Origin of the sequence: Streptomyces sp. SudanB5_2050, from assembly GCF_964272335.1 — a bacterium.
Classification (GTDB): Bacteria; Actinomycetota; Actinomycetes; order Streptomycetales; family Streptomycetaceae; genus Streptomyces; species Streptomyces rochei.
The window spans coordinates 2,038,126-2,062,475 of sequence record NZ_OZ186760.1; the positions used below are offsets into that span (position 1 = coordinate 2,038,126).

Below are 24,350 nucleotides of genomic sequence, written 5' to 3' on the forward strand. Positions count from 1 at the left end.
GCACCGGGCACCCCACCAGTTGCCGCGCCTCCCGAGTTCAAGTCGGCCGCGGCGTCTGATTCGATCACAACGAAGTAGCCGCGGCCTGCGCACCGGGAGGTGCGTGAAGTTCCAGATGTCCAGAGTTCAGGTCGGCGGAACCGACAAGGTGCTCTGACCCCTGAGCTACACCGGCGCGTTGTGCCGGTGACGGGACTCGAACCCGTGGCCGCCCCATGATGAGTGGAAGTAGGTCCTGCCTTCGCACCTGGACGTTCATCACTCTAAAAGGGCGGCCGTCGCTCGGGCGAGCGAATTAAATCACCGGCGCTTCTGCCGCTTCCAGGGGCCGGTGATGGCGAGCAGGATGCCGGGGTCCTGGATATTGGCGTAGAGCGTCTTCCCGTCCGGGGAGAAGGTGACGCCGGCGAACTCGCTGTATTCGGGCTCCTCCGCGGAGCCGATGTTCAGGTCGTTGCGCGCGATGGGGTAGGTGCGCCCGCTGTCGGTGGCGCCGAACAGGTGCTGGACGCCGTCGCCGTCCTCGGCGATGACGATGCCGCCGTACGGGGACACGGTGATGTTGTCGGGCCCGTCGAAGGCGCCGTCCGCCGACGGGTCGGGGTTGACGCCGAGGAGGACCTTGAGGGTGAGGGTGCGGCGCCCCGGGTCGTAGAACCAGACCTGCCCGTCGTGCGGGCGGCCGGGGCTCTCGTCACGGGCGTAGGAGGAGACGACGTAGGCGCCGCCGTCGGCCCACCACATGCCCTCCAGCTTGCGGGCCCGGGTGACCCGGCCCTCGGTGAACTGCTTGCGCACGGAGACCTCCCGCGCGTCGCGGTCGGGGACGTCGACCCAGTCGACGCCGTAGACCGTGCCGGTCTTCGTGGCGCGGGAGAGGTCGTCGACGAACCTGCCGCCGGAGTCGAAGCACTTGAAGGCCTGGAGGACCCCGGCGTCGTCCGCGAGGGTGCGCAGCCGGCCGCGTCCGTGGCGGAAGCCCTGCGGCGGGACCCAGCGGTAGAAGAGGCCGTTGGGGCCGGAGGCGTCCTCGGTGAGGTAGAGGTGGCCGCGCTTGGGGTCGACGACGACGGCCTCGTGGGCGTAGCGGCCCAGCGCCTTGATCGGCTCGGGGTCCCGGTTGGCGCGGCGGTCCGCGGGGTCGACCTCGAAGACGTAGCCGTGGTCCTTGGTCATCCCCTCCTCGCCGGCCTTGTCCTCGGTCTCCTCGCAGGTCAGCCAGGTGCCCCACGGGGTGGTGCCGCCCGCGCAGTTCTGGGCGGTGCCGGCGATGCCGACCCACTCGGCGACATGGCCGCCGCGGCGGACCTCGACGACCGTGCAGCCGCCGGCCGCGGCCGGGTCGTAGACGAGGCCCTCGGTGAGGGGGACGGGGTGGTCCCAGCCGTCGCGGTGGCCGCCGAGTTCGTGGTTGTTGACCAGGAGGGTGGTGCCGCGCGGGCCGTCGAAGGCGGCGGTGCCGTCGTGGTGGGAGGGGGTGTGCTCGCCCGACTCCAGCCTGGTCCGGCCGCAGTAGGTGAGGATCTCGTACCGGAAGCCGGCGGGCAGGGCGAGGATGCCGTCCGGGTCGGGGAGCAGGGGTCCGTAGCCGACCCCGCCGTGGTCGTGCCCGTGGCCTCCGCCGTGCTCCTCCCCCACGCTCTCGGTGTCCGTGGACGCGAGGGCGTTCGGGGCGGTGGCGAGGGCGCCGACGCTGCCCGCCAGCGCGATCCCGGCGCCGGTCAGCGCGGATCGGCCGGCGAAGTCCCTGCGGGTGAGCGACATGGTGTCTCCTGTGACGGTGGACGTGCCGTGGAGGGTGGCGGACCTCGTTCGGCGTCACGTTTCCGCCTGTGCCTGAACGCCGGTTGAACCGGGCGCGACCTCTCTTCGCACAGCCGGGCAATCGTGCCGTCGGCGACGGCACGGGGCGGGCGGTGGGGAGGCACCCGCGCGCCGCCGGACGGCGCGCCCCGCCGACGCGCGCCGGACTCCGCCGAGGCGTCAACCCCCGTGCTGCGAACGCGCCTTGAACGCCGCCTTCCGCGCTTCCTTGGCGACCTTCTTGTCGGGGTGCAGCCGCCCCATCGCCTCCAGGACGTCCGCGGTGGCGGGATGGCCGACCCGCCAGGCCGTGTCGAAGAACCCGCCGTGCTGCCGGGCCAGCCCCTCCACCAGCGCGCGCAGTTCCTCGGAGTTGCCCTCCGCCGCGAGCTGGGCGGCCACGGTGTCGATGGTCAGCCAGAAGACCATCTCCTGCGGCGGCGCCGGCACGTCCCGCGCGCCGTGCTCGGTGAGCCAGACCCGGGCGAGGCCGCCCAGTTCGGGGTCGTCCAGGACCTCCCGCAGCGCGGGCTCCGCCTCGGTGCCGACGAGGGACAGCGCCTGCTGGCAGCGCAGCCGGCGCAGGGGCGCACCGGTGTCCGAGCCGCGGGCGGCGGCGAGGAGTTCGCGGGCGGCGTCGAGGGGGCCGCGGCCGGCCAGCCACCGTTCGGTCTCGGCGTGGGCCGCGGCCGGCGGGAAGGGGGCCGTGCCGTCGAGCAGCGCGTCGGCGCCCTTGTCGGCGAGGTCCCCGACGGCGGGTGCCTCGAAGCCGGCCTCCAGCAGTCTGGTGCGCAGTCCGTACAGTCCGAGGGGGGTCAGCCGCACCATGCCGTAGCGGGCGACGTCGGTCTCGTCGACGGGTGCCGCCGGCTCCTCGTCCGCGTCGGCCATCAGGGCCTCGTCCACCGGCCGGTAGGCGACGAGTCCGACGGGCTCCAGCATCCGGAACTGGTCGTCCAGCCGCATCATCGCGTCGGAGACCTGTTCCAGCACGTCGTTGGTGGGCTCGCCCATGTCGCTGGGCACGATCACGGACGCGGCCAGCGCGGGCAGCGGCACCGGGGTGTCCCCGTCCCCGTCCTCGCCGACGGTGAGCAGGTACAGGTTGCCGAGCACCCCGTCGAGGAACTCCGCCTCGGCCTCCGGGTCCCAGTTCAGGGACGACAGGTCGACGGCGCCGCCCTCGGCCATCGCGTCGACCAGGTCGTCGAGGTCGGGCACGCTCGCGTCCGCGAGCACCGTCTCCAGCGCGGTGAGCCACACCCCGAGCACGTCCTGCGGGGAGCCGCCGGTGAGCAGGGCGAGGTCGCCGCCCGCCGCGACGGTGCCCGCCTCCTCGTCGGTGATCTCGACGAGCCCGGTGTCCACGGCGATCCGCCACGCCTCGCTCGCGTGAGCGGCGGCGTCGTCGCCGGTCAGCCCCAGCTCCCCGGCCGCCGCCGGCAGCTGCTCCTCGACCAGTCCGCCCCCGGCGTCGACGCGGGTGTCCGGCCCGGCCCAGCGGGCCAGCCGGGCGGCACGGGCGAGCAGCGGCGTGGAGAGCGCGTCGCGGGCCAGTTCCGCTTCGGGACGCAGCCGTGCGGGCGGCAGGGTGGAGCGGTCTGACATCGGCTGTTTTCTCCTCGCGCGCCTTGACGGCCGTGGGCCGCGTCTCGACGCCGTACGGCCATCCGGACGCCGTACGGCTCAGCCGCTCAGCCTAGACGGATTTGGCACCATGCCGCCCGGTTCATCTCCCCGACGGGTGCCGTACATGGCCGAAACCTTGACAACTGACCTGGCCAGGCAGGAGATTGACGCGCGTAGAAAGCGGGGGGACAAGTGTTCACTCAGGTCCGCGTGCGCCCTGCGCCCCCTTGCGTCCCACCTTCCACCCTCGTCCCGGCGCTCCGTCACGTCCCCGGAGGGATCCCGTTGGCCAGCAAGTCCTCCGCGCGCCTCGCCGCGCTCACCGTCGCCGCCGTCTGCTCGGCGTCCACGATCGTCCTCACCTCGCCCGCGCAGGCCGACTCCGTGCGCGTCCACGACATCCAGGGCAGCACCCGGCTGTCGCCGTACGCGGGCCGGCAGGTCACCGACGTGGCCGGAATCGTCACCGGGGTGCGCGGCTACGGCTCCTCCAGGGGTTTCTGGATCCAGGACCCGCGGCCCGACGCCGACCCGGCCACCAGCGAGGGCGTCTTCGTCTTCACCGGCTCCACCCCGAAGGGCGTCGCCGTCGGCGACGCGGTCACCGTCTCCGGCACGGTCTCGGAGTACGTCCCCGGCGGCACCTCCTCCGGGAACCAGTCGCTGACCGAGATCACCCGCCCCACGTTCACGGTCGTCTCCAGCGGCAACGAGGTCCCGGCCGCCACGACGATCTCCGCCCGTTCCGTGCCGCGCGCGTACGCCCCCGAGGGAGACGCGGAGGCGGACGGCTCGGTCAACGGCCTGCCGCTGCGCCCCTCGGAGTACGCCCTGGACTTCTACGAGTCCCTGGAGGGCATGAACGTCCGGGTCGCCGACGCCCGCGTGGTCGGCGCCTCCGACCCGTACACCGAGCTGTGGGTCACGGTGAAGCCCTGGGAGAACGCCAACCGCCGCGGCGGCACCGTCTACGGGTCCTACGACTCGCAGAACACCGGCCGCCTCCAGATCCAGTCCCTGGGCAAGCCGGCCGACTTCCCCGACGCCAACGTGGGCGACACCCTGGCCGGGACGACCGCCGGACCGCTGGACTACAACCAGTACGGCGGCTACACCATGGTCGCGAGCGAGATCGGCACCCTGGAGAGCGGCGGCCTGGAGCGGGAGTCGACGCGCCGGCAGAGCGACCGGGAGCTGGCGGTGGCGACGTACAACGTCGAGAACCTCGACCCGTCCGACGACACCTTCGCCGCGCACGCCGAGGCGATCGTGCGCAACCTCGCCTCGCCCGACATCGTGTCCCTGGAGGAGATCCAGGACGACAACGGCACCACGGACGACGGCACGGTCACCGCCGGCGCCACGGTCGGCAAGCTGATCGACGCGATCGTCGCGGCCGGCGGCCCGCGCTACGACTGGCGGGGCATCGACCCGGTGGACGGGCAGGACGGCGGCCAGCCCGGCGGCAACATCCGCCAGGCGTTCCTGTTCGACCCCGAGCGGGTCTCCTTCACCGACCGCGGGGCCGGCGACGCCACCACCGCGACCCAGGTGACCAGGGTGCGCGGGAAGGCGGCGCTGACCCACTCACCCGGCCGCGTCGCCCCGGCGGACGCCGCCTGGGAGGACAGCCGCAAGCCGCTGGCCGGCGAGTTCGTCTTCCGCGGCCGGACCGTCGTCGTCATCGCCAACCACTTCAACTCCAAGGGCGGCGACCAGGGCCTGACGGCGCAGTACCAGCCGCCGTCGCGAAGCTCGGAGACCCAGCGCCACGCGCAGGCGAGGGTGCTCAACACCTTCGTCAAGGACATCCTGGCCACCCAGAAGAACGCGGACGTCGTCGCCCTCGGCGACATCAACGACTTCGAGTTCTCGACGACCACCCGCATCCTGGAGGACGACGGGGCCCTGTGGTCGGCGGTCAAGTCGCTGCCGAGGAGCGAGCGTTACTCGTACGTCTACCAGGGCAACAGCCAAGTGCTCGACCAGATCCTGGTCAGCCCGTCGATCCGGTGGGGCGGGCGCCTGTCGTACGACAGCGTGCACGTCAACGCCGAGTTCCACGACCAGATCAGCGACCACGACCCGCAGGTGCTGCGGTTCCGTCCCTGACCCGGTCCGGTCGCGGCGGGTTCAGCGCGGTACGAGACCGAGCGCGTGGTCGTACCGGCTGACCCCGCCGCCACCGGTCAGGCCGGGCCAGTTCTGCACCCGCTTCCACAGCTCCGATCCCGAGCCGATGCCGTCGCCCGGCGCGGCGAGGGCGTCGATGTGGGCCCGGGCGCTCTCCCACTCCGCGTAGTTGAGGACGCGGGTGCCGTCGGTGCTGAGGTGGAAGTGGGCGGAGACGGCCCCGGGGCGCGGCTCCGGGTCGCTCTGGAGTGCCTCGAGGACGGCGTCCACCCAGGCGCGCTGCCGGTCGGGGTCGGGGCCCTCGAACTCCACGTCGACGATGACGACGCAGCCGGGGACGGGCGCCGGTCCGTGGTCGCGGACGAGGCTGCGGTAGTGCCGGTACCTGCCGAGCCACAGCCGCTCGATGCCCGGCACGGCGGTGTCGATCTCGTCGACGCGTTCCTGGCGGTGGGCCCGGAAGAAGTCCTCGTAGGCCTGTTCGTCGGCCCACTGCGAGTGGTGCAGCAGGGTGCTGCCGTCGTGGCCGGTGTAGACGTGGTACCCGAGCAGGCCGTCGGCGGGCCAGGGCCGGCTCTCCCAGGTCCGGGCGATGGCGTCGACGGTCTGCCGCTGCCGCTCGGGGGTGCCCACCTTCCAGGTGCTGAAGAACGGCGCCCGGACGTCGGGGCGGGCGAGTTCGGGGTGGGCGTCGGTACGGCGGGTCATGCTGGCCTCCGGGGTTCGTGGTTCGTCGGTGCACGCACCACCCTCGGGGCTCGACCAAGGTTGAGGTCAAGTGCCGCCCGGCCGGACACACGTGAGGAGGGGCCCGTTCGCGGGCCCCTCCCTACGCCGTGGCCTCAGCAGGGCCCGTGGCGACGGCGCCGCAGCACGCCCGCCGCCACCACGGCGCCCGCCGCCGCACCGGCGACCAGCACCGCGCGGGGATGGGCGAGCCCGGACCGCAGCGCGCCGCGCGCCCGTTCCGGCACGCGCCGCTCCACGGTGTGGCCGGCCCGGCCGGCCTTGTCCTGCACCGCGTGGCCCGCCTGACCGGCCCGGTCCTGCACGGCGTGTCCGGCCCGGCTCGCCCTGCCCTGCACCGTGTGCCCGGCCTGCGCGGCGGAGCTGCGCAACTGCACGGTCATGGCACCGGCCTTGTCCCTGAGGTCGGCGGCCCGGGCCTTGGCACGGCCCTTCACGTCCGCCTTGCCCGCCAGCTCCTCCACGGTGTCGCCGAGCTGGCTGCGGGTCTGCTCGATCTGCTGCCGCAGCTCGTCGGGCCCCTTGGCGCCCACGGGCTGCGCGGTGGAGCCGCTCCTCGTGCCGTCCCCGCTCGTCGCGTCGGTCATCGATGTGCCCTTTCCCTGATCACGTCCACGTCGGTCCTGACGCTGCCGAGGGTCGCCTCGGGCTTCGGGGGCACGGCGCGGCGGAGCTGGGCGCGGCCCATCATGGCCAGTACGCCCGCGATCACGAAGAGCACCGCCGTCACGATGAGCGCCGCGGCCCAGACAGGCAGCGCCAGCGAGAGCGCGGCGGTGGCCGTCCCGGCCAGGGCGAACAGACCGACGTACGCGATGGCTCCCGCGGCGCCGAGCATCCCGCCGCCGCGCCCGGCGCGCTTGCCCTTCTCGGCCAGCTCCATCTTGGCGAGGGCCACTTCCTGGCGTACGAGCCGGGAGAGCTGTTCGGTGGCCTGACCGACGAGTTCGCCCACGGAGTGCTGCTCGTCGCGCACCGGCCTGGTGTGCATGGTCCCGGTCACGGTGTTCCGCCTCCTCTCGGTTCGGAGTGCCCCGGGTACCCCCGGCCGGGCGGCACTACCCCTGCGGGTGCGCGGCCCGCCCACTTCGCAGCATCCCTTACCGGTACCTCGTAGCAGATTTAAGTAGAGCTGTAAGGTCGTCGCGCCGACACTGCTTCCATGACGACCGCGACGCCCTCGACGACCACCACGACCACGCCGGCCACGACGTCCATGCCGACGGACCACCGCTCCCCCGCCCCCTTCGGCCGCGCCCTGTGCGCCATGGTCACGCCCTTCACGCAGTCCGGGGCGCTCGATCTGGACGGTGCCCAGCGGCTCGCCGACCGGCTGGTGGCGGGCGGCTGCGACGGCCTGGTGCTGTCCGGCACCACGGGCGAGTCGCCGACCACCACGGACGCCGAGAAGGCGGCGCTGGTCGCGGCGGTGCGCGAGGCGGTCGGCGACCGGGCGGCGCTGGTCGCCGGGGTGGGCACCGCGGACACCCGGCACACGGTGGAGCTGGCCCGGGCCGCCGAGAAGGCCGGCGCGGACGGGCTGCTGGTGGTCGCGCCGTACTACAGCAGGCCCCCGCAGGACGCCGTGGAGGCGCACTTCCGGGAGATCGCGGACGCGTCCGGTCTGCCGCTCGTCCTCTACGACATCCCCGGCCGCACCGGCACCCGTATCGAGCCCGCCACGCTCGTCCGGCTCTCCGACCATCCGCGGATCGTCGCCGTCAAGGACTGCGCGTACGACCTTCTCGGCACCCAGCAGGTGCTGTCCCGCACGGATCTGGCGTACTACGCGGGCTGCGACGAGCAGATCCTCGCCCTGTACGCGATCGGTGCGGCGGGGTACGTCGGCACGGTCGCCAACGTCGCGCCGGAACTGTTCCGCGCCGTCCTGGACGCCTTCGACGCGGGCGACACCGGACGGGCCGCCCTGCTGCAACGCCGGGCGCTCCCGCTCGTCGAGTCGATGATGGCGGCCGGGCTGCCCGGCACGGTCACCGCCAAGGCGCTGCTGGGCGCGCTGGATCTGCCGGCGGGCCCGGTCCGCGCACCGCTGCGGTGCGCGGACCGGGCGACGACCGAGGCCCTGCTGAGGACGTACGGGGAGCTGGCCACCAGTACCCGTCAGCTCCAGGTGTAGCCGTCGCCGAAGAGCAGGGTGTGCTCCAGTACGTCCTCCGCCGGGTCGTCGATCTGCCCCACGTGGACGTTGAGGAGGCCGACCCGGGGGCCGTTGTGCGAACCGGTGGTGGTCTCGTCGGCGTGCGCCGCTCCCGCCGGCGCCCAGCACACCAGCACGGCGGCGCCCGCCCCGGCCAGCCAACGCGCCACGGTCCTCGCCCGCTCGTTCGTCATACCAGGTCCTCGTTTCGTCGGATCGGCGTCTGATCGGACTCTGCGTCCACCCGTTCATCCGCCAAGACCACCGGAAGGTCACGGCCCGTCATCCGTACGTGAGGGGGGCGCGCGAGGCACGGAGCGGCAAAAGCGTTGGCGGGACACCACCCGCCCGCCTACGGTCACCCGGTGGGCAGACGACGCTACGTGGCCCGGGGCGTCCCGGGCGGATACCGGATCTGGGACAACCGCGGGCGCCGCTACTGGGGTGACCTCTACGAGCTGTGCCCCGACGACCTCCTGACCGAGCTGAACGGCGCCGCCGACCAGACCCGCGTCACCGCGCTGCTCAAGCGGTACCGGGCCCTGAAACGCTGAACGCCCTCCCGGCACGCCGCGGACGGACGTGTCGGGAGGGCGGTACGACCCGGCGCCCCCGGCCGGCCGGTCGCGACCGTGCCGGTGGCGGGGCGCGTCAGTTGTGGCTGTGCAGGATCTCGTTCAGGCCGCCCCACACCGCGTTGTTCGGGCGGGCCTCGACCGTGCCCGTGACCGAGTTGCGGCGGAAGAGGATGTTGGAGGCGCCGGAGAGTTCGCGGGCCTTGACGACCTGGCCGTCGGGCATGGTCACGCGGGTGCCCGCGGTGACGTAGAGACCGGCCTCGACCACGCACTCGTCGCCCAGCGCGATGCCGACGCCCGCCTCGGCGCCGACCAGGCAGCGCTCGCCGATGGTGATGCGGACGTTGCCGCCGCCGGAGAGGGTGCCCATGGTGGAGGCGCCGCCGCCGATGTCGGAGCCGTCGCCGACGACGACGCCCGCGGAGATGCGGCCCTCGACCATCGAGGTGCCCAGCGTGCCGGCGTTGAAGTTGACGAAGCCCTCGTGCATGACGGTGGTGCCCTCGGCCAGGTGCGCGCCGAGGCGGACGCGGTCGGCGTCGGCGATGCGCACGCCCTTGGGGGCGACGTAGTCCGTCATGCGCGGGAACTTGTCGATCGAGGTCACCTGGAGGTGCAGGCCCTCGGCGCGGGCGTTGAGGCGGACCTTCTCGACGTCGTCCACGGCGACCGGGCCCAGCGAGGTCCAGGCGACGTTGGCGAGGTGGGCGAAGATGCCGTCGAGGCTCTGGCCGTGCGGCTTGACCAGGCGGTGGGAGAGCAGGTGCAGGCGCAGGTAGACGTCGTGCGTGTCGACCGGCTTCTCGTCCAGCGAGGAGATGACCGTGCGGACCGCGACCACCTCGACGCCGCGGCGGGCGTCGGGGCCTACCGCGGCGGTGGCGCCGCCGCCGAGGAGTTCGGCGGCCTGCTCGGCACTGAGGCGCTCGGTGCCGGACGGGCCGGGCTCGGCGGCGAGTTCCGGGGCCGGGAACCAGGTGTCGAGAACGGTGCCGTCGGCGGCGATCGTGGCAAGCCCGGCGGCCACGGCGCCGGTGGTACGGGAAGCAGTCGTGTCGGTCATGAGGGCAACCTAACCGGCGGGGGCGTCCAGGTGCGAACCGACCACCGGGCATCTCACGTGCCGGTCGCCCACCTCCACCCCTACGGCCAACCCCACCCACTCGGCCGCCGGCGCTGCGGGGGTGCCGCTGCGCCCACCCGTGCCGCCCCAGCGGCACGACTGCCCGCAGCTATGTGGGCACAACTGCCGGCGACGACATCCGCCCCCACGCCGTTTCACCCGAGCACCCGCGCCAACACCTCCCGCGCGTACCCCTCGTCGTACACCGAGTCCGTCAGCAGCACCTGCAGACAGATCCCGTCCAGCACCGCCACCAGCGCCCGCGCCGTCACCGCGTCGGTCCGAGCGGCAAGGAGCGCCCCCACCCCCTCCGCCCACTCCGCGGCCACCGGCCGCAGCGCGGGCCGTCGCAGGGCCGCCAGATACAGCTCGTACTCCAGCTCCACCCCCGTACGGTCTCCGCCCAGCCACTCCCCGAGGACGCGGGCCAGCTCACCGGCCAGATCGACGTCGGCCTCGGGGTCGGCCAGCTCCGGATGGGCCGCGACCACCTTGGCGAAACCCTCGTTGGCCTCGTTGGCCTGCCGCAGCGCGGCGACCAGCAGCTCGTCCAGGGTGGCGAAGTGGTACGTCGTCGAGCCCAGCGGAACGTCCGCCTCGGCGGCGACCGTGCGGTGGCTGAGACCCGCGATGCCCTGCCGCCCGACGACCCGGATCGCCGCGTCGATGATGCGCTGCCGCCGCTCGGGGTCGTGCCGGCGCGGCATCAGTGCGCGCCGCCCAGGTTGAGGACGACGACTCCGACGATGATCAGCGCGATCCCGGCGGCCTTGGTGACGGTCATCCCCTCCCCCATGAACAGCACGCCGATCGCGGCGATGGCGGCGGTGCCCACCCCGGCCCAGATGGCGTACGCCGTGCCGACGGCGAGGATCTTCAGGGTCTGGGCGAGCAGCGCGAAGGAGAGCACGTAGGCGAGTGCGGTCAGCAGGGAGGGCCCCAGCCTGCTGAAGCCCTCGCTGTACTTCATGGCGGTGGTGCCGGCCACCTCGGCGGCGATGGCTCCGGCCAGGAGCAGATATCCCATATGTACGAGCGTACATAACGAGGGTCCCGCATACGCGAGAACGGCGACGCCCGAGGGGCGTCGCCGTTCTCGCGAGCGGTGTGTCTCAGACGTTGAACCCGAGCGCGCGCAGCTGCTCGCGGCCGTCGTCCGTGATCTTGTCCGGGCCCCACGGCGGCATCCAGACCCAGTTGATGCGCAGCTCGTTGACGAGGCCGTCCGTGGCGGACTTGGCCTGGTCCTCGATCACGTCGGTCAGCGGACAGGCCGCCGACGTGAGGGTCATGTCGACGGTCGCGATGTTCGCGTCGTCGACGTGGATGCCGTAGATCAGGCCGAGGTTGACGACGTCGATGCCCAGCTCGGGGTCCACGACGTCCATCAGGGCCTCGCGGAGCTCCTCCTCCGAGGCCGGCTTCATTTCCACGGTCTCGCTCATGCCGTCGTCTCCTTCTCGGCGTCGGCGCCGTCCAGCGCCTGGGCCGTCGCGTCCTTCCAGGCCATCCAGCTCAGCAGGGCGCACTTGACCCGGGCCGGGTACTTCGAGACCCCGGCGAACGCGACCGCGTCCTCCAGGACCTCCTCCATCGCGTCGTCGGGCTCGATCCTGCCCTTGGACTGCATCAGCTCCAGGAAGGTCTCCTGGATCTGCTGTGCCCGGGCCAGGTCCTTGCCGACCAGCAGGTCGTTCAGCACCGAGGCGCTCGCCTGGCTGATGGAGCAGCCCTGGCCCTCGTAGCTGACGTCGCTGATCGTCGTGCCGTCGTACTTCACGCGGAGCGTGATCTCGTCACCGCATGTCGGGTTGACGTGGTGGACCTCGGCGTCGCCATCCCGCAAGCCCCGCCCGTGCGGGTTCTTGTAGTGGTCCAGGATGACTTCCTGGTACATGGAGTCCAGCTTCATGCTCGTCGCTCGTCCCGTCAGCCGAAGAAGTTCCGTACGTGCTCCAGGCCGTCGACCAGTGCGTCGATCTCGGCCGGCGTGGAGTACAGATAGAACGACGCTCGCGTGGTCGCAGGAATTCCGTAGCGCAGGCAGACGGGGCGGGCGCAGTGATGGCCGACCCGGACCGCGATGCCCTGCTCGTCGAGTACCTGGCCCACGTCGTGCGGGTGGATGTCACCCAGCGTGAAGCTGATCGCCGCCCCGCGCTCCTCGGCCGTGGTGGGGCCGATGATGCGCAGGTCCGGGACCTCGAGCAGGCGCTTGACCGCGTACTCGGTCAGTGCGTGCTCGTGGGCGAGGATCTTGTCCATGCCGATCGAGTTGAGGTAGTCGATCGCCGCGCCCAGGCCGACCGCCCCGGCGATGGGGGGCGTGCCCGCCTCGAACTTGTGCGGTGCCGGGGCGTAGGTGGAGGAGTGCATCGAGACGGTCTCGATCATCTCGCCGCCGCCGAGGAACGGGGGCAGGTCCTCCAGCAGCTCCTGGCGGCCCCACAGGACGCCGATGCCCGTCGGGCCGCACATCTTGTGGCCGGTGAAGGCCACGAAGTCGGCCTGGAGGGCCTGCACGTCCAGCGGCATGTGCGGCGCGGCCTGGGAGGCGTCGACGCACACGAGCGCGCCGACCTCCTGGGCGCGGCGCACGATGGCCTCGACCGGGTTCTGGGTGCCCAGGATGTTGGAGACCAGCACGAAGGAGACGATCTTCGTCTTCTCCGTGATGACCTCGTCGATGTTGGACAGGTCCAGGCGGCCGTCGTCCGTCAGACCGAACCAGCGGAGCTTCGCGCCGGTGCGCTGCGCGAGCAGCTGCCACGGCACGATGTTGGAGTGGTGCTCCATCTCCGTGATGACGATCTCGGTCTCGTGGTCCACCCGGTAGGGCTCGTCGGCCCAGCCCAGCATGTTGGCCACGAGGTTGAGGGACTCCGAGGCGTTCTTGGTGAAGATCACCTCGTTGCGGGAGGGCGCGTTGATGAACTCCGCGACCTTGTCCCGCGCGCCCTCGTACAGCGCCGTGGCCTCCTCGGCGAGGACGTGCACGCCACGGTGGACGTTGGCGTTGTGCTGCTCGTAGTACTCGTCGAGCACGTCGATGACCTGGCGCGGGGTCTGCGAGGTCGCGGCGTTGTCGAGGTAGACGAGCTTCTTACCGTCGTGGAGCACGCGGTCCAGGATCGGGAAGTCCTTGCGGATCGCCTCGGTGTCGAGGAGGCCCGGCAGCTGTGTCACTCGGATGCGCCACCCTTCGTGTAAGCCTCGTAGCCCTCGGCCTCCAGCTTGTCGGCCAGCTCGGGGCCGCCCGACTCGGCGATGCGGCCGGCCGCGAAGACGTGGACGTGGTCGGGCTTGATGTAGCGCAGGATGCGCGTGTAGTGCGTGATCAGCAGGGTGCCGACCTCACCGGTCTCGCGGACCCGGTTGACGCCCTCGGAGACGACGCGCAGGGCGTCGACGTCGAGGCCGGAGTCGGTCTCGTCGAGGATCGCCATCTTCGGCTTGAGCAGCTCCAGCTGGAGGATCTCGTGGCGCTTCTTCTCACCGCCGGAGAAGCCCTCGTTGACGTTGCGCTCGGCGAAGGCGGGGTCCATGTTGAGGCGCTGCATGGCCTCCTTGACCTCCTTCACCCAGGTGCGCAGCTTGGGGGCCTCGCCGCGGACGGCGGTGGCGGAGGTGCGCAGGAAGTTGGAGACGGAGACGCCGGGGACCTCGACCGGGTACTGCATGGCCAGGAAGAGGCCGGCACGGGCGCGCTCGTCGACGGACATCTCCAGGACGTCCTCGCCGTCGAGGGTGACGGTGCCGCCGGTGATCGTGTACTTGGGGTGACCCGCGAGGGAGTAGGCGAGGGTCGACTTGCCGGAGCCGTTGGGGCCCATGATGGCGTGCGTCTCGCCCTGCTTCACGGTCAGGTCGACGCCCTTGAGGATCTCCTTCGTGGCGTTGTCGGCCTCGACGGTGACGTGCAGGTCTCGGATTTCAAGCGTTGCCATGGGTGCCTCAGGACTCCTGGGTGAGGGAGACGAGCACGTCGTCCCCTTCGATCTTTACGGGGTATACGGGGACGGGGCGCGTCGCCGGCAGACTGTCGGGCTTGCCCGAGCGGAGGTCGAAGCGCGAGCCGTGCAGCCAGCACTCGATGTGGCAGTCGTCGACCTCGCCCTCGGCGAGGGAGACGTTCGCGTGCGAGCAGATGTCGTGGATCGCGAAGACCTCGCCCTCGGTACGCACGACGGAGATCGGCGTGCCGTCGAGTTCCACCCGCTTCGGGGTGTCCTCCTCCAGCTCGTCCGCTCCACAGACGCGTACGAAGGTCATGCGACCGACGCCTCCAGCTCCTCTTCGATCTTGGCGAGCAGGCGCTCCTCGATGTCCGGGACGCCGATCTGCTGGACCAGCTCGGCGAAGAAGCCGCGGACCACCAGGCGGCGGGCGTCGATCTCGGGGATGCCGCGCGCCATCAGGTAGAAGAGCTGCTCGTCGTCGAAGCGGCCGGTCGCGGAGGCGTGGCCGGCGCCGACGATCTCACCGGTCTCGATCTCCAGGTTCGGCACGGAGTCGACCCGGGCGCCGTCGGTGAGGACGAGGTTGCGGTTCATCTCGTAGGTGTCGGTGCCCTCGGCCTTGGCCTCGATGAGCACGTCGCCGATCCAGACCGCGTGCGCGTCGTCGCCCTGGAGCGCGCCCTTGTAGACGACGTTGGACTTGCAGTGCGGGACGTTGTGGTCGACCAGGAGGCGGTGCTCCTGGTGCTGGCCCCGGTCGGTGAAGTACAGGCCGAACAGCTCGGCCTCGCCGCCGGGTCCGGCGTACTGCACGCGCGGGTGCAGGCGGACCACGTCGCCGCCGAAGGTGACGACGACCGACTTGAAGGAGGCGTCGCGGCCGACGAGGGCGTTGTGCTGGCCCACGTGCACGGCCTTGGCGTCCCAGTCCTGGACGGAGACGACGGTGAGCTTGGCGCCGTCGCCGAGGACGTACTCGACGTTGGCGGCGAGCACCGCGTCACCGGTGTGGTCGATGACCACGACGGCCTCGGCGAAGGCGCCGAGCTCGATGACCTGGTGGGCGTAGGCCGTGCCGCCCTCGCCGTGCACGGCGATGCGGACGGGCTCGGTCAGCACCGTCTCCTTGGGGACGGTGATCACACCGGCCTGCGCGAAGGCGGAGTACGCCTGGGCGGCGACGCGGTCCACCGGCTTGCCCGCCCGGCCGAGCCGGGCGTCGTCGCGGCCGACGGTCTCGACGGTGACGCCCTCGGGGGCCTCGACGGCGACCTTGACGCCCTCGCCGGTGGCGGTGGCGGTGCCGTCGTGCAGGCCGCGCAGCCGCTCCAGCGGGGTGAAGCGCCACTCCTCCTCGCGGCCGTGCGGGACCGGGAAGTCCGCCACGTCGAAGGACGGGGGCGCGCTCATGCGCGTGGCGACGGTCGAGTCGGCCTCGGCGGCCACCGCGATCGCACCGGCGGTGGTGGAGCCCACCGGGATGTTCTGAGCCTCAGCCATGGCTGTCGTAGTGCTCGCTTTCCGTTACGTATGGGGCTGGATGGGAAGGCGGGGCGGCCGGTGGGCCGCCCCCGGCCGGTGACTAGCCGACCGCGCCTTCCATCTGGAGCTCGATCAGCCGGTTGAGTTCGAGCGCGTACTCCATCGGCAGCTCCTTGGCGATCGGCTCGACGAAGCCGCGCACGATCATCGCCATCGCCTCGTCCTCGGACAGGCCGCGGCTCATCAGGTAGAAGAGCTGGTCCTCGGAGACCTTGGAGACGGTCGCCTCGTGGCCCATGGACACGTCGTCCTCGCGGACGTCCACGTAGGGGTAGGTGTCCGAGCGGGAGATGGTGTCCACGAGCAGCGCGTCGCACAGCACGTTGGACTTGGCGCCCGGGGCGCCCTCGCCGATCTCGATCAGGCCGCGGTACGAGGTGCGGCCGCCGCCTCGCGCCACCGACTTGGAGACGATGTTGGAGGAGGTGTTCGGGGCCATGTGGACCATCTTGGCGCCGGCGTCCTGGTGCTGGCCCTCGCCCGCGAAGGCGATGGACAGGGTCTCGCCCTTGGCGTGCTCGCCCATCAGGTAGACGGCCGGGTACTTCATCGTCACCTTGGAGCCGATGTTGCCGTCGATCCACTCCATGGTCGCGCCCTCGTACGCCACGGCGCGCTTGGTGACCAGGTTGTAGACGTTGTTCGACCAGTTCTGGATGGTCGTGTAGCGGCAGCGGGCGTTCTTCTTGACGATGATCTCGACCACGGCGCTGTGCAGCGAGTCCGACTTGTAGATCGGAGCCGTGCAGCCCTCGACGTAGTGCACGTAGGCGCCCTCGTCGACGATGATCAGGGTCCGCTCGAACTGGCCCATGTTCTCCGTGTTGATGCGGAAGTAGGCCTGGAGCGGGATCTCGACGTGCACGCCCTTCGGCACGTAGATGAAGGAGCCGCCGGACCACACGGCCGTGTTCAGCGCGGCGAACTTGTTGTCACCGGCCGGGATGACGGTGCCGAAGTACTCCTTGAAGAGCTCCGGGTGCTCCTTCAGCGCGGTGTCGGTGTCGAGGAAGATGACGCCCTGCTCCTCCAGGTCCTCGCGGATCTGGTGGTAGACGACCTCCGACTCGTACTGGGCCGCGACACCGGCCACGAGGCGCTGCTTCTCCGCCTCGGGGATGCCGAGCTTGTCGTACGTGTTCTTGATGTCCTCGGGCAGGTCCTCCCAGGACTCCGCCTGCTTCTCCGTGGAGCGCACGAAGTACTTGATGTTGTCGAAGTCGATGCCCGACAGGTCCGAGCCCCAGTTGGGCATGGGCTTCTTCTCGAACAGCTTGAGGCCCTTGAGACGGAGCTTGGTCATCCACTCCGGCTCGGACTTCTTGTCGGAGATGTCCCGGACGACGTCCTCGTCGATGCCGCGCCTGGCAGAGGCGCCGGCCGTGTCGGAGTCGGCCCAGCCGTACTCGTACTTGCCCAGGCCCTCGAGCTCAGGGTGAGCAGTCTCCGTGGGGAGAGTCATGCGGGGTTCCTCCCGGCCGTGCTTGCAGATGCGTTATCGGTGTTCGTGGCCGCGCGCGACGGGTCCGCCGCGTGCGAAGTCTTCGGAATGAAGGTGGTGCAGACCCCGTCGCCGTGCGCGATGGTCGCGAGCCGCTGTACATGCGTACCGAGCAGCTCGGCGAAAAATTCCGTCTCCGCCTCGCACAGCTGCGGGAACTGCTCGGCGACATGGGCGACCGGGCAGTGGTGCTGGCACAGCTGCTCGCCCTGCTGGGGCCGGGGTGCGCTCCGCGCGACAGCAGCGTACCCGTCCGCGCTCAGGGCCTTGGCCAGCGCTTCCGTGCGCTTCTCGGGGGGCGCCGACTCGACCGCCTTGCGGTAGGCGCCGGCCTGGCCGGCGATCCGGGCGCGGGCGAAGGCGGCGATGGCCTTCTCCCCGCCCTCCTGCTCGGCGATCCAGCGCAGGGCGTCGGCGGCCAGCTTGTCGTAGGACTGGTCGAAGGCGTCCCGGCCGCAGTCGGTGAGCGCGAAGACCTTGGCCGGCCTCCCGCGCGTGCGCGCGCCGTAGACCCGCTGCTCGCGGGCTTCGACCACGTCGTCGGCGACCAGCGCGTCGAGGTGGCGCCGGACGGCGGCCTGGGTCAGGCCCAGGCGCCCGGCGAGCTCGGCGACGGTCGACGGCCCGTGGTCCAGGATGGAGCGCGCGACGCGGTTGCGGGTGGACCGCTCACCGGTCGCGAGTTCCTCCTGCGGAGCCTCGCCAACGTTTTTCACAACGCCATTGTTGCGTAATTCCTCGGAGCCGGGCAAGCCGCGTCCGGATCATCGGACGGTGCCCTGCGTCACTTAGGTTTACCTAATCTGACCTGCGGAAACGATCTTTGATCGATCAATCCGGTGGCGCCCGGGACGGCGCTGCGGGACACTCCCCGGCATGCCCGCACCCCCTCCCACCGGCCCACTCGTCACCCGCGGCACGATCGCCGCCGGACTGCGCGAGCTGGGTGTGAAGACGGACGACACGCTTCTCGTGCACACCTCGCTCAGCTCCCTCGGATGGGTCTGCGGAGGCCCCGTCGCGGTGGTCCAGGGACTGCTCGACGCGCTCGCCCCGGAGGGCACCCTGGTGGTCCCCACCCAGACCGGCGACCTGTCGGACCCGTCGCTGTGGCGCAGCCCGCCGGTGCCCGAGGAGTGGTGGGACACCGTCCGCGCGGCGATGCCCGCCTACGACCCGCTGATCACGCCCTCGCGCGGGGTCGGCGTGGTCCCCGAGACCGTGCGCACCTGGCCGGGCGCCCTGCGCAGCGCGCACCCGCAGACGTCCTTCGCCGCGCTCGGCCCGCGCGCCGCCGAGGTCGTCGCCGGGCACGCGACGGACTGCCGGCTCGGTGAGCGGAGCCCGCTGGCGACACTGGAGCGGATGGGCGCCCGGGTGCTGCTGCTCGGCGCCGGCTACGAGGCGTGCACCGGCTTCCACCTGGCCGAGTACCGCATCCCCTCCCCGCTGGTGGAGGTGGGGCGCCCGGGTCCGGTGGGCTGGGAGCGGGTGACCGAGGTGTCGATCACCTCCGAGCGGTTCGACGAACTGGGGCACGACTTCGAACGGGACCGGCCCGTGGTGCGCGGGCGGGTCGGCGCGGCCGTGGCGCGGCTGTTCCCGCTGGCCGACGCGGTCGCGTACGCGCAGCGGTGGCTGCCGCTGCACCGTCCGCGCGAGTGAGCCCCCGGGACGCGCCTCCCCGTGGGAGGGAGTTCCGCCACCCCCGCGCCCGGCCGCCGCCCCGCCTACCTAGACTCGTGACCCATGCGAAGCGAGCCCGTGGTCCAGGTCCAGGCCCTGGTGAAGCGGTACGGCACGAAGACCGCGGTGGACGGCCTCGACCTGGTGGCCCGAACGGGTGTCACCGCCGTACTCGGCCCCAACGGAGCCGGCAAGACGACCACGGTCGAGACCTGCGAGGGGTACCGGAAGCCGGACTCCGGCACGGTGCGCGTCCTGGGCCTCGACCCGGTACGGCAGGGCGGCGAGCTGCGGCCCCGGATCGGCGTGATGCTCCAGTCCGGCGGCGTCTACTCCGGCGCCCGCGCCGACGAGATGCTGCGCCACGTCGCGAAGCTCCACGCCCACCCGCTGGACGTGGACGCGCTGATCGAACGGCTGGGCCTCGGCTCGTGCGGCCGGACCGCGTACCGCCGGCTCTCCGGCGGCCAGCAGCAGCGGCTCGCCCTCGCCATGGCCGTGGTCGGGCGCCCCGAGCTGGTGTTCCTGGACGAGCCGACCGCCGGACTCGACCCGCAGGCCCGCCGCGCCACCTGGGACCTGGTGCGGGACCTGCGCGCCGACGGCGTGTCCGTCATCCTCACCACCCACCACATGGACGAGGCCGAGCAGCTCGCCGACGACGTGGCCGTCATCGACGCCGGCCGGGTCATCGCCCAGGGCTCCCCCGAGGAGCTGTGCCGCGGCGGCGCCGAGAACACGCTGCGCTTCACCGGGCGGCCCGGACTGGACGTCGCCTCGCTGCTCAAGGCGCTGCCCGCGGACTCCTCGGCCGCCGAGCTGACCCCGGGCTCCTACCGCGTCAACGGCAAGGTCGACCCGCAGCTCCTCGCGACCGTGACGTCCTGGTGCGCCCAGCACGGGGTGATGCCGGACCGGATCTCGGTGGAGCGGCACACCCTGGAGGACGTCTTCCTGGAACTCACGGGCAAGGAACTGCGCTCATGACGACGAGCACCGGTACGTACACGCCGAAGCCCGGGGCCGCGCCGCTCGGCCGCATGATCGCCGCCCAGGCCGCGCTCGAGACGAAGATGCTGCTGCGCAACGGCGAGCAGCTGCTGCTCACGGTGATCATCCCGACGCTGCTGCTGGTGCTGTTCAGCACCGTCGACATCGTCGACACCGGCGCGGGAGAGGCCGTCGACTTCCTGGCGCCCGGCATCCTGGCGCTCGCCGTGCTGTCGACCGCGTTCACCGGGCAGGCCATCGCCACCGGCTTCGAACGCCGGTACGGGGTGCTGAAGCGGCTGGCCGCCTCCCCGCTGCCCCGCTGGGGCCTGATGACCGCGAAGACGGTGGCCGTGCTGGTCACCGAGGTGCTCCAGATCGTCCTGCTGACCGTGATCGCCTTCGCGCTGGGCTGGTCGCCGCAGGGCAACCCGTTCGCCGTGCTGCTGCTCCTGATCCTCGGCACGGCCGCCTTCTCGGGCCTCGGGCTGCTCATGGCGGGCACGCTGAAGGCGGAGGCGACACTGGCCGCCGCCAACCTGGTCTTCCTGCTGCTGCTCGTGGGCGGCGGCGTGATCGTGCCGCTGGACAAGTTCCCGGACGCGGCGCAGACCGTGCTGGGGCTGCTGCCGATCTCCGCCCTGTCGGACGGGCTGCGGGACGTCCTCCAGCACGGCGCCTCGATGCCCTGGGGCGACCTGGGCGTCCTCGCCGTCTGGGGCGTCGTGGGGATCGCGGCCGCCGGGAAGTTCTTCCGCTGGGAGTAGGGACGCGATGCCTGGAACCGACCCTCGTGAAAGCGTGCACAAGCAGCCCCCTACGATGGACGGCGTGCCAAACGTGACCCGCGCCGACGCCGCAGCCGCCGTGCGCAACCCGCTCGCCTTCATCGCCGCGCGCTGGACCCCGGATCCCCGGACGGTCCGGCGGGCGGCCCTCGTCGCACTCGTCATGTCGGTGGTCATCGTGGTCACCGGCGGCGCGGTGCGCCTGACCGGCTCGGGCCTCGGCTGCCCGACCTGGCCCAAGTGCACCGAGGACTCGCTGACCAACACCAGCGAGATGGGCGTCCACGGCGTCATCGAGTTCGGCAACCGCCTGCTGACCTACGTGCTGTGCGCGGCGGTCGGCTGGGCGATCATCGCCGCGCGCTCGCAGAAGCCGTTCCGGCGCGGCCTGACCCGGCTGGGCTGGGCGCAGTTCTGGATCGTGATGGGCAACGCGATCCTCGGCGGCATCGTGGTCCTCGTCGGCCTCAACCCGTACACGGTCGCGGCCCACTTCCTGCTGTCCACCGCGCTGATCGCGGTCGCCACCGTGATGTGGCAGCGCACCCGGGAGGGCGACGCGGCACCGCGCCCCCTGGTCGGCAAGGCCATCCAGCAGTTGGTGTGGGTCCTGGTCGTCGTCTCCGTGCTGCTGATCGCGGTCGGCACCGTGGTGACCGGGGCGGGCCCGCACGCGGGCGACTCCAGCGAGGTCGAGCGGATGCCGATCGACTGGGAGACGGTGAGCAAGGTCCACGCCGTGCTGGCGTGGGTCGTGGTGACGCTGACGTTCGCCCTGTGGTTCGTGCTCAAGGCCGTCGACGCGCCCAAGGGCCCCCTGGCCCGCACCCGGGACCTGTTCCTGGTGCTGCTCGCGCAGGGTGTCATCGGTTACGTGCAGTACTTCACCGACCTCCCCGAGGTCCTGGTCGGGCTGCACATGTTCGGCTCGTGCCTGGTGTGGATCGCGACGCTGCGGGTGCTGCTGGCCCTGCGCGAGCGGCCGGAGGAGACGGCCGGCCTGCCCGGCCCGGCGGTCGAGGCGACGCTCACCCGGGCCTGAGGACCGGGCGGGCTCAGCCCGGCCTGAGCGGACTCACGTTCCCGGCGGGGCGCGCCGGGACCTGCTCCTCCAGCCCGTACACCCGCCCCGCGTTCCCCGCCGCGATCATCCCCGCCACCCGCTGCGCGTCCCCCAGGGACCACGCGCCCTCGGCCACCCAGGTGCCCAGCACCCGCCCCAGGGCCTCGCGGAACAGGCGGGCGGCGACCACGTGCAGCTCGGGAAGGCCCTGCGCGCCGCTGGAGAACAGGATCTTGCCGAAGGGGGCCAGCTCCAGGATCTCCGCGAGGACCGTCGCCGCGCGGGCGCCGGTGCGCACCAGGGCGGCGCCCGAGTCGGCGTAGACGTGCGGGAAGACGCCCGCGAGGTGGGCGGCGTGGCGGTGGTACGGGTAGCCGTGCAGCAGGACCAGATCGGTGCCCAGGCCGGCGGTGGCCCGCACGAAGTCGGTGAGCAGCACCGGGTCGGTGCGGTCGATGCGCAGGCCGGGCTCGCCCAGTCCGGCGTGGAGCTGGAGCGGCCGGCCCGAGGCGACGGCGATCCACAGCAGGTGCCGCAGCAGCACGGGGTCGCTCAGCTCCCCGCCGACCTCCCGGCCGGTCAGCCAGCGGGCGGCGGCTCCGCGCACCTCTCCCGGGCCCGGCGGTTCGGGCGCCAGCGCCAGCCCGTGCCGTACGCCGGCCACGGAGGTGAAGGCGACCGCGTGGGCGGCCGCGCCGTGCACGGCCTCGGCGAGGTTGGCGAGGAAGGACTCGACGGTGCCGGAGGTGTCGGCGACCTGCTCGGCCAGCAGCTCCAGGCGGACGATCTCGTGGGCGTCGGCGGCCGCGGCGGAGGCCAGCTCCTCGGGGCCGGTCAGGTCGCCGGGCAGGCCCGCGTCGACCAGATAGGTCGTGATGCCGCTGCCGCGCAGCAGCCGGCGGTCGGCCTCCATCACGCCCAGCTCGCGGCGCCGGGCCAGGTAGCGGGCGGGCGGGCAGTGCGGCTCCAGGCCGAGCAGGGGCGGGCACCAGCGGCGTACCGCGAAGCCGGTCTGGGTGTCGAAGAGGGTGGTGCCCGGGGCGGGCGGGCCCTCGGTGCGGGCCAGCTGGGCCTCGAAGGTGCCGAGGCCCAGCTCCGTTCTCAGGACGCCGTGGCAGTACTGGTCCACCAGGGACGGCGTTTCGATCATCCGGACTCCCCGCGGTCGGACCGTGCCGCGCGGCTGTACGCCGTGCGGCTTCCTACGGTCCTAACGGGTGAACCCGGTCTCAGGTGTTGCTCGGGCCGCCGACCTGGATACCGGCCATGCGGGACCACTCGTAGCGGCCCGTCGTCACCTTGGCGGCGAACTCGCCGTCGAAGTCCTCGTGGACGGTGATCCCGGACTTCTCCACGGCCTTCAGCGCGCCGTCGTAGGTGCGTGCGACCAGATCGCCCCAGGCGCCGTCCGCGCCGACCAGCACGATGCGGGCGCCGCGCTCGCCGAGGTAGGCCACCTGGCCCTCGGCGCCGCCGTGCGCCTTGGAGAAGGCGTCGATGCGCCCGGCCAGCCGGGCCACCCGGCGCTCGGCCCAGCGGTCGGGCTTCGTCTCAACCTGCTGCGTGTCTGCCATGGACAGGATGCTACCGACGGGTAGATCGAACGGCGACGGGCGGGGTGCGTGGCCTTGGCCACGCACCCCGCCCGTCCGGAACCTCAGCGCAGGAAGGGGTCCACCGCGATCGCCAGGAAGAGCACCGACACATAGGTGATCGACCAGTGGAAGAGCCGCATCTCCTTGAGCTTGGCGCCCGTGACCTCGGCCTTGGCCCGGTTCTGCAGGCCGTGCGCCTCCCAGAGCCACATGCCGCCGGCCGCCAGGGCGACCGCCGTGTAGAACCAGCCGGTGTAGCCCAGCGGCTGGAGCAGCAGCGACACGGCGACCATCACCCAGCTGTAGATGACGATCTGCCGGGCGACGACCTTGTTGGAGGCGATGACCGGGAGCATCGGCACGCCGACGCGCGCGTAGTCCTCCTTGACCTTCATGGACAGCGGCCAGTAGTGCGGCGGCGTCCAGAAGAACATCACCCCGAAGAGGATGATCGGCGCCCAGGACATCGAGTTCGTCACGGCCGACCAGCCGATGAGCACCGGCAGACAGCCCGCGATGCCGCCCCAGACGATGTTCTGCGAGGTCCGGCGCTTGAGGATCATCGTGTAGACGACGACGTAGAAGAGGAGCGCGCCGAGCGAGAGCCAGGCCGACAGCCAGTTGACGGTGAAACCGAACAGCAGGGTCGAGACGATGGCCAGGGTGATGCCGAAGACGAGGCATTCGGCCGGGCTGACCATGCCGGTCACCAGCGGGCGCTGCGAGGTCCGGTCCATCAGCGCGTCGATGTCGCGGTCGATGTACATGTTCAGCGCGTTGGCGCCGCCCGCGGACAGGTAGCCGCCGACGCAGGTCAGCAGGACCAGCTTCAGATCGGGCACACCCTGCTCGGCGAGGAACATCACCGGAACGGTGGTGATCAGCAGAAGCTCGATGATCCGCGGCTTGGTCAGCGCCACGAACGCCTTGACACGGGCCCCGAACGGCCGGTGACTCGGGCCCTGGCTCGTCCCGATTACCCCCGCAGGACGGGATTCAACGGCCGTCACGCACACCCCTGACAGAGACATCCCAGCAAGCCTCCCCGTGTGAAG

The 24,350-nt window shown here is 71.9% G+C and carries 27 protein-coding genes; 7 read left to right on the forward strand and 20 right to left on the reverse strand.

Going from position 1 to position 24,350, the window contains the following annotated elements:
• Nucleotides 1–300 precede the first annotated feature (300 nt).
• Together ACFZP7_RS09105 and ACFZP7_RS09110 are read right to left on the reverse strand one after the other, a co-directional pair.
• Nucleotides 301–1,764: an alkaline phosphatase PhoX gene (locus tag ACFZP7_RS09105; RefSeq protein ID WP_385634198.1), complete on the reverse strand. Its 1,464-nt coding sequence runs from the start codon at nt 1,762–1,764 to the stop codon at nt 301–303.
• 219 nt (nt 1,765–1,983) lie between these two features.
• Nucleotides 1,984–3,411 carry a hypothetical protein gene (locus ACFZP7_RS09110; RefSeq protein WP_019329265.1) on the reverse strand — a complete coding sequence of 476 codons (1,428 nt, stop codon included), beginning with the start codon at nt 3,409–3,411 and terminating at the stop codon, nt 1,984–1,986.
• Nucleotides 3,412–3,717: 306 nt separating this feature from the next.
• Here ACFZP7_RS09110 and ACFZP7_RS09115 point away from each other — a divergent pair, with 306 nt between their 5' ends.
• Complete coding sequence (locus tag ACFZP7_RS09115) at nt 3,718–5,544, forward strand: endonuclease/exonuclease/phosphatase family protein (RefSeq protein ID WP_385634199.1); 1,827 nt, start codon at nt 3,718–3,720, stop codon at nt 5,542–5,544.
• Between the two features lie 21 nt (nt 5,545–5,565).
• Here ACFZP7_RS09115 and ACFZP7_RS09120 read toward each other — a convergent pair whose 3' ends face one another.
• From ACFZP7_RS09120 to ACFZP7_RS09130, 3 genes are all read right to left on the reverse strand, one after another.
• Nucleotides 5,566–6,273 (reverse strand): antibiotic biosynthesis monooxygenase, encoded by a 708-nt coding sequence (locus tag ACFZP7_RS09120; RefSeq protein ID WP_385634200.1) that lies wholly within the window; start codon nt 6,271–6,273, stop codon nt 5,566–5,568.
• Nucleotides 6,274–6,407: 134 nt separating this feature from the next.
• The gene (locus tag ACFZP7_RS09125; protein WP_030976846.1) at nt 6,408–6,899 is read right to left on the reverse strand and encodes a DUF3618 domain-containing protein; all 492 of its coding nucleotides are present in this window, start codon (nt 6,897–6,899) and stop codon (nt 6,408–6,410) included.
• A complete protein-coding gene (locus tag ACFZP7_RS09130; RefSeq protein ID WP_019329261.1) occupies nt 6,896–7,315 on the reverse strand; it encodes a phage holin family protein in 420 nt (139 codons plus the stop codon). Before ACFZP7_RS09130 ends, ACFZP7_RS09125 begins: the two co-directional genes overlap by 4 nt.
• Before the next feature lie 213 nt (nt 7,316–7,528).
• Between ACFZP7_RS09130 and dapA the strand changes: the two genes are divergently transcribed.
• Complete coding sequence (gene dapA / locus ACFZP7_RS09135; RefSeq protein WP_385638394.1) at nt 7,529–8,449, forward strand: 4-hydroxy-tetrahydrodipicolinate synthase; 921 nt, start codon at nt 7,529–7,531, stop codon at nt 8,447–8,449.
• Here the strand turns inward: dapA and ACFZP7_RS09140 are convergent.
• Nucleotides 8,434–8,664 (reverse strand): hypothetical protein, encoded by a 231-nt coding sequence (locus tag ACFZP7_RS09140; RefSeq protein ID WP_019329258.1) that lies wholly within the window; start codon nt 8,662–8,664, stop codon nt 8,434–8,436. The two genes, dapA and ACFZP7_RS09140, sit on opposite strands and share 16 nt — an antisense overlap.
• A 171-nt stretch (nt 8,665–8,835) precedes the next feature.
• On the opposite strand from ACFZP7_RS09140, the gene ACFZP7_RS09145 reads away from it, so the two are divergent.
• Nucleotides 8,836–9,024: a hypothetical protein gene (locus ACFZP7_RS09145; protein ID WP_029394174.1), complete on the forward strand. Its 189-nt coding sequence runs from the start codon at nt 8,836–8,838 to the stop codon at nt 9,022–9,024.
• A 97-nt stretch (nt 9,025–9,121) separates the two neighbouring features.
• Here the strand turns inward: ACFZP7_RS09145 and dapD are convergent, their stop codons facing one another.
• The 11 genes from dapD to ACFZP7_RS09200 form a co-directional block, all read right to left on the reverse strand.
• A complete protein-coding gene (gene dapD, locus ACFZP7_RS09150) occupies nt 9,122–10,111 on the reverse strand; it encodes a 2,3,4,5-tetrahydropyridine-2,6-dicarboxylate N-succinyltransferase (protein ID WP_031017198.1) in 990 nt (329 codons plus the stop codon).
• A 215-nt stretch (nt 10,112–10,326) separates the two neighbouring features.
• Nucleotides 10,327–10,878, reverse strand: a complete 552-nt coding sequence (locus ACFZP7_RS09155) for a TetR/AcrR family transcriptional regulator (RefSeq protein WP_385634201.1) — start codon at nt 10,876–10,878, stop codon at nt 10,327–10,329.
• On the reverse strand, nt 10,878–11,198 hold the full coding sequence (locus ACFZP7_RS09160; RefSeq protein ID WP_030976838.1) for a multidrug efflux SMR transporter: 321 nt from the start codon (nt 11,196–11,198) through the stop codon (nt 10,878–10,880). The genes ACFZP7_RS09155 and ACFZP7_RS09160 overlap by 1 nt, the downstream gene beginning before the upstream one ends.
• An 85-nt stretch (nt 11,199–11,283) precedes the next feature.
• Entirely contained in the window at nt 11,284–11,616 is a 333-nt protein-coding gene (locus tag ACFZP7_RS09165; RefSeq protein ID WP_009187969.1) for a metal-sulfur cluster assembly factor, read from the reverse strand.
• Complete coding sequence (gene sufU, locus ACFZP7_RS09170; protein WP_019329253.1) at nt 11,613–12,083, reverse strand: Fe-S cluster assembly sulfur transfer protein SufU; 471 nt, start codon at nt 12,081–12,083, stop codon at nt 11,613–11,615. Before sufU ends, ACFZP7_RS09165 begins: the two co-directional genes overlap by 4 nt.
• Before the next feature lie 17 nt (nt 12,084–12,100).
• The gene (locus ACFZP7_RS09175) at nt 12,101–13,357 is read right to left on the reverse strand and encodes a cysteine desulfurase (protein ID WP_031017194.1); all 1,257 of its coding nucleotides are present in this window, start codon (nt 13,355–13,357) and stop codon (nt 12,101–12,103) included.
• Complete coding sequence (gene sufC, locus ACFZP7_RS09180) at nt 13,354–14,118, reverse strand: Fe-S cluster assembly ATPase SufC (RefSeq protein WP_019329251.1); 765 nt, start codon at nt 14,116–14,118, stop codon at nt 13,354–13,356. Before sufC ends, ACFZP7_RS09175 begins: the two co-directional genes overlap by 4 nt.
• 7 nt (nt 14,119–14,125) lie before the next feature.
• Nucleotides 14,126–14,443 (reverse strand): non-heme iron oxygenase ferredoxin subunit, encoded by a 318-nt coding sequence (locus ACFZP7_RS09185; RefSeq protein ID WP_019329250.1) that lies wholly within the window; start codon nt 14,441–14,443, stop codon nt 14,126–14,128.
• Nucleotides 14,440–15,630, reverse strand: a complete 1,191-nt coding sequence (sufD, locus tag ACFZP7_RS09190) for a Fe-S cluster assembly protein SufD (RefSeq protein WP_046248898.1) — start codon at nt 15,628–15,630, stop codon at nt 14,440–14,442. The genes ACFZP7_RS09185 and sufD overlap by 4 nt, the downstream gene beginning before the upstream one ends.
• An 82-nt stretch (nt 15,631–15,712) precedes the next feature.
• Complete coding sequence (gene sufB, locus ACFZP7_RS09195; protein ID WP_019329248.1) at nt 15,713–17,134, reverse strand: Fe-S cluster assembly protein SufB; 1,422 nt, start codon at nt 17,132–17,134, stop codon at nt 15,713–15,715.
• On the reverse strand, nt 17,131–17,889 hold the full coding sequence (locus tag ACFZP7_RS09200) for a helix-turn-helix transcriptional regulator (protein ID WP_385634202.1): 759 nt from the start codon (nt 17,887–17,889) through the stop codon (nt 17,131–17,133). Before ACFZP7_RS09200 ends, sufB begins: the two co-directional genes overlap by 4 nt.
• Nucleotides 17,890–18,049: 160 nt before the next feature.
• Between ACFZP7_RS09200 and ACFZP7_RS09205 the strand changes: the two genes are divergently transcribed.
• The 4 genes from ACFZP7_RS09205 to ACFZP7_RS09220 all read left to right on the forward strand — a co-directional run bounded on the left by ACFZP7_RS09205 (nt 18,050) and on the right by ACFZP7_RS09220 (nt 21,679).
• On the forward strand, nt 18,050–18,838 hold the full coding sequence (locus tag ACFZP7_RS09205; protein WP_019329246.1) for an aminoglycoside N(3)-acetyltransferase: 789 nt from the start codon (nt 18,050–18,052) through the stop codon (nt 18,836–18,838).
• 84 nt (nt 18,839–18,922) lie between these two features.
• Nucleotides 18,923–19,846 (forward strand): ABC transporter ATP-binding protein, encoded by a 924-nt coding sequence (locus tag ACFZP7_RS09210; protein WP_031017190.1) that lies wholly within the window; start codon nt 18,923–18,925, stop codon nt 19,844–19,846.
• Nucleotides 19,843–20,616 carry an ABC transporter permease gene (locus tag ACFZP7_RS09215; protein ID WP_019329244.1) on the forward strand — a complete coding sequence of 258 codons (774 nt, stop codon included), beginning with the start codon at nt 19,843–19,845 and terminating at the stop codon, nt 20,614–20,616. The genes ACFZP7_RS09210 and ACFZP7_RS09215 overlap by 4 nt, the downstream gene beginning before the upstream one ends.
• Before the next feature lie 55 nt (nt 20,617–20,671).
• Entirely contained in the window at nt 20,672–21,679 is a 1,008-nt protein-coding gene (locus ACFZP7_RS09220) for a heme A synthase (RefSeq protein WP_029394172.1), read from the forward strand.
• A 13-nt stretch (nt 21,680–21,692) separates the two neighbouring features.
• Here the strand turns inward: ACFZP7_RS09220 and ACFZP7_RS09225 are convergent, their stop codons facing one another.
• The 3 genes from ACFZP7_RS09225 to ACFZP7_RS09235 form a co-directional block, all read right to left on the reverse strand.
• Entirely contained in the window at nt 21,693–22,850 is a 1,158-nt protein-coding gene (locus ACFZP7_RS09225; RefSeq protein ID WP_030976819.1) for an amidohydrolase family protein, read from the reverse strand.
• 79 nt (nt 22,851–22,929) lie between these two features.
• Nucleotides 22,930–23,274 (reverse strand): hypothetical protein, encoded by a 345-nt coding sequence (locus ACFZP7_RS09230; protein WP_029394171.1) that lies wholly within the window; start codon nt 23,272–23,274, stop codon nt 22,930–22,932.
• A gap of 83 nt (nt 23,275–23,357) precedes the next feature.
• A complete protein-coding gene (locus ACFZP7_RS09235; protein WP_203613858.1) occupies nt 23,358–24,326 on the reverse strand; it encodes a heme o synthase in 969 nt (322 codons plus the stop codon).
• Nucleotides 24,327–24,350 lie beyond the last annotated feature (24 nt).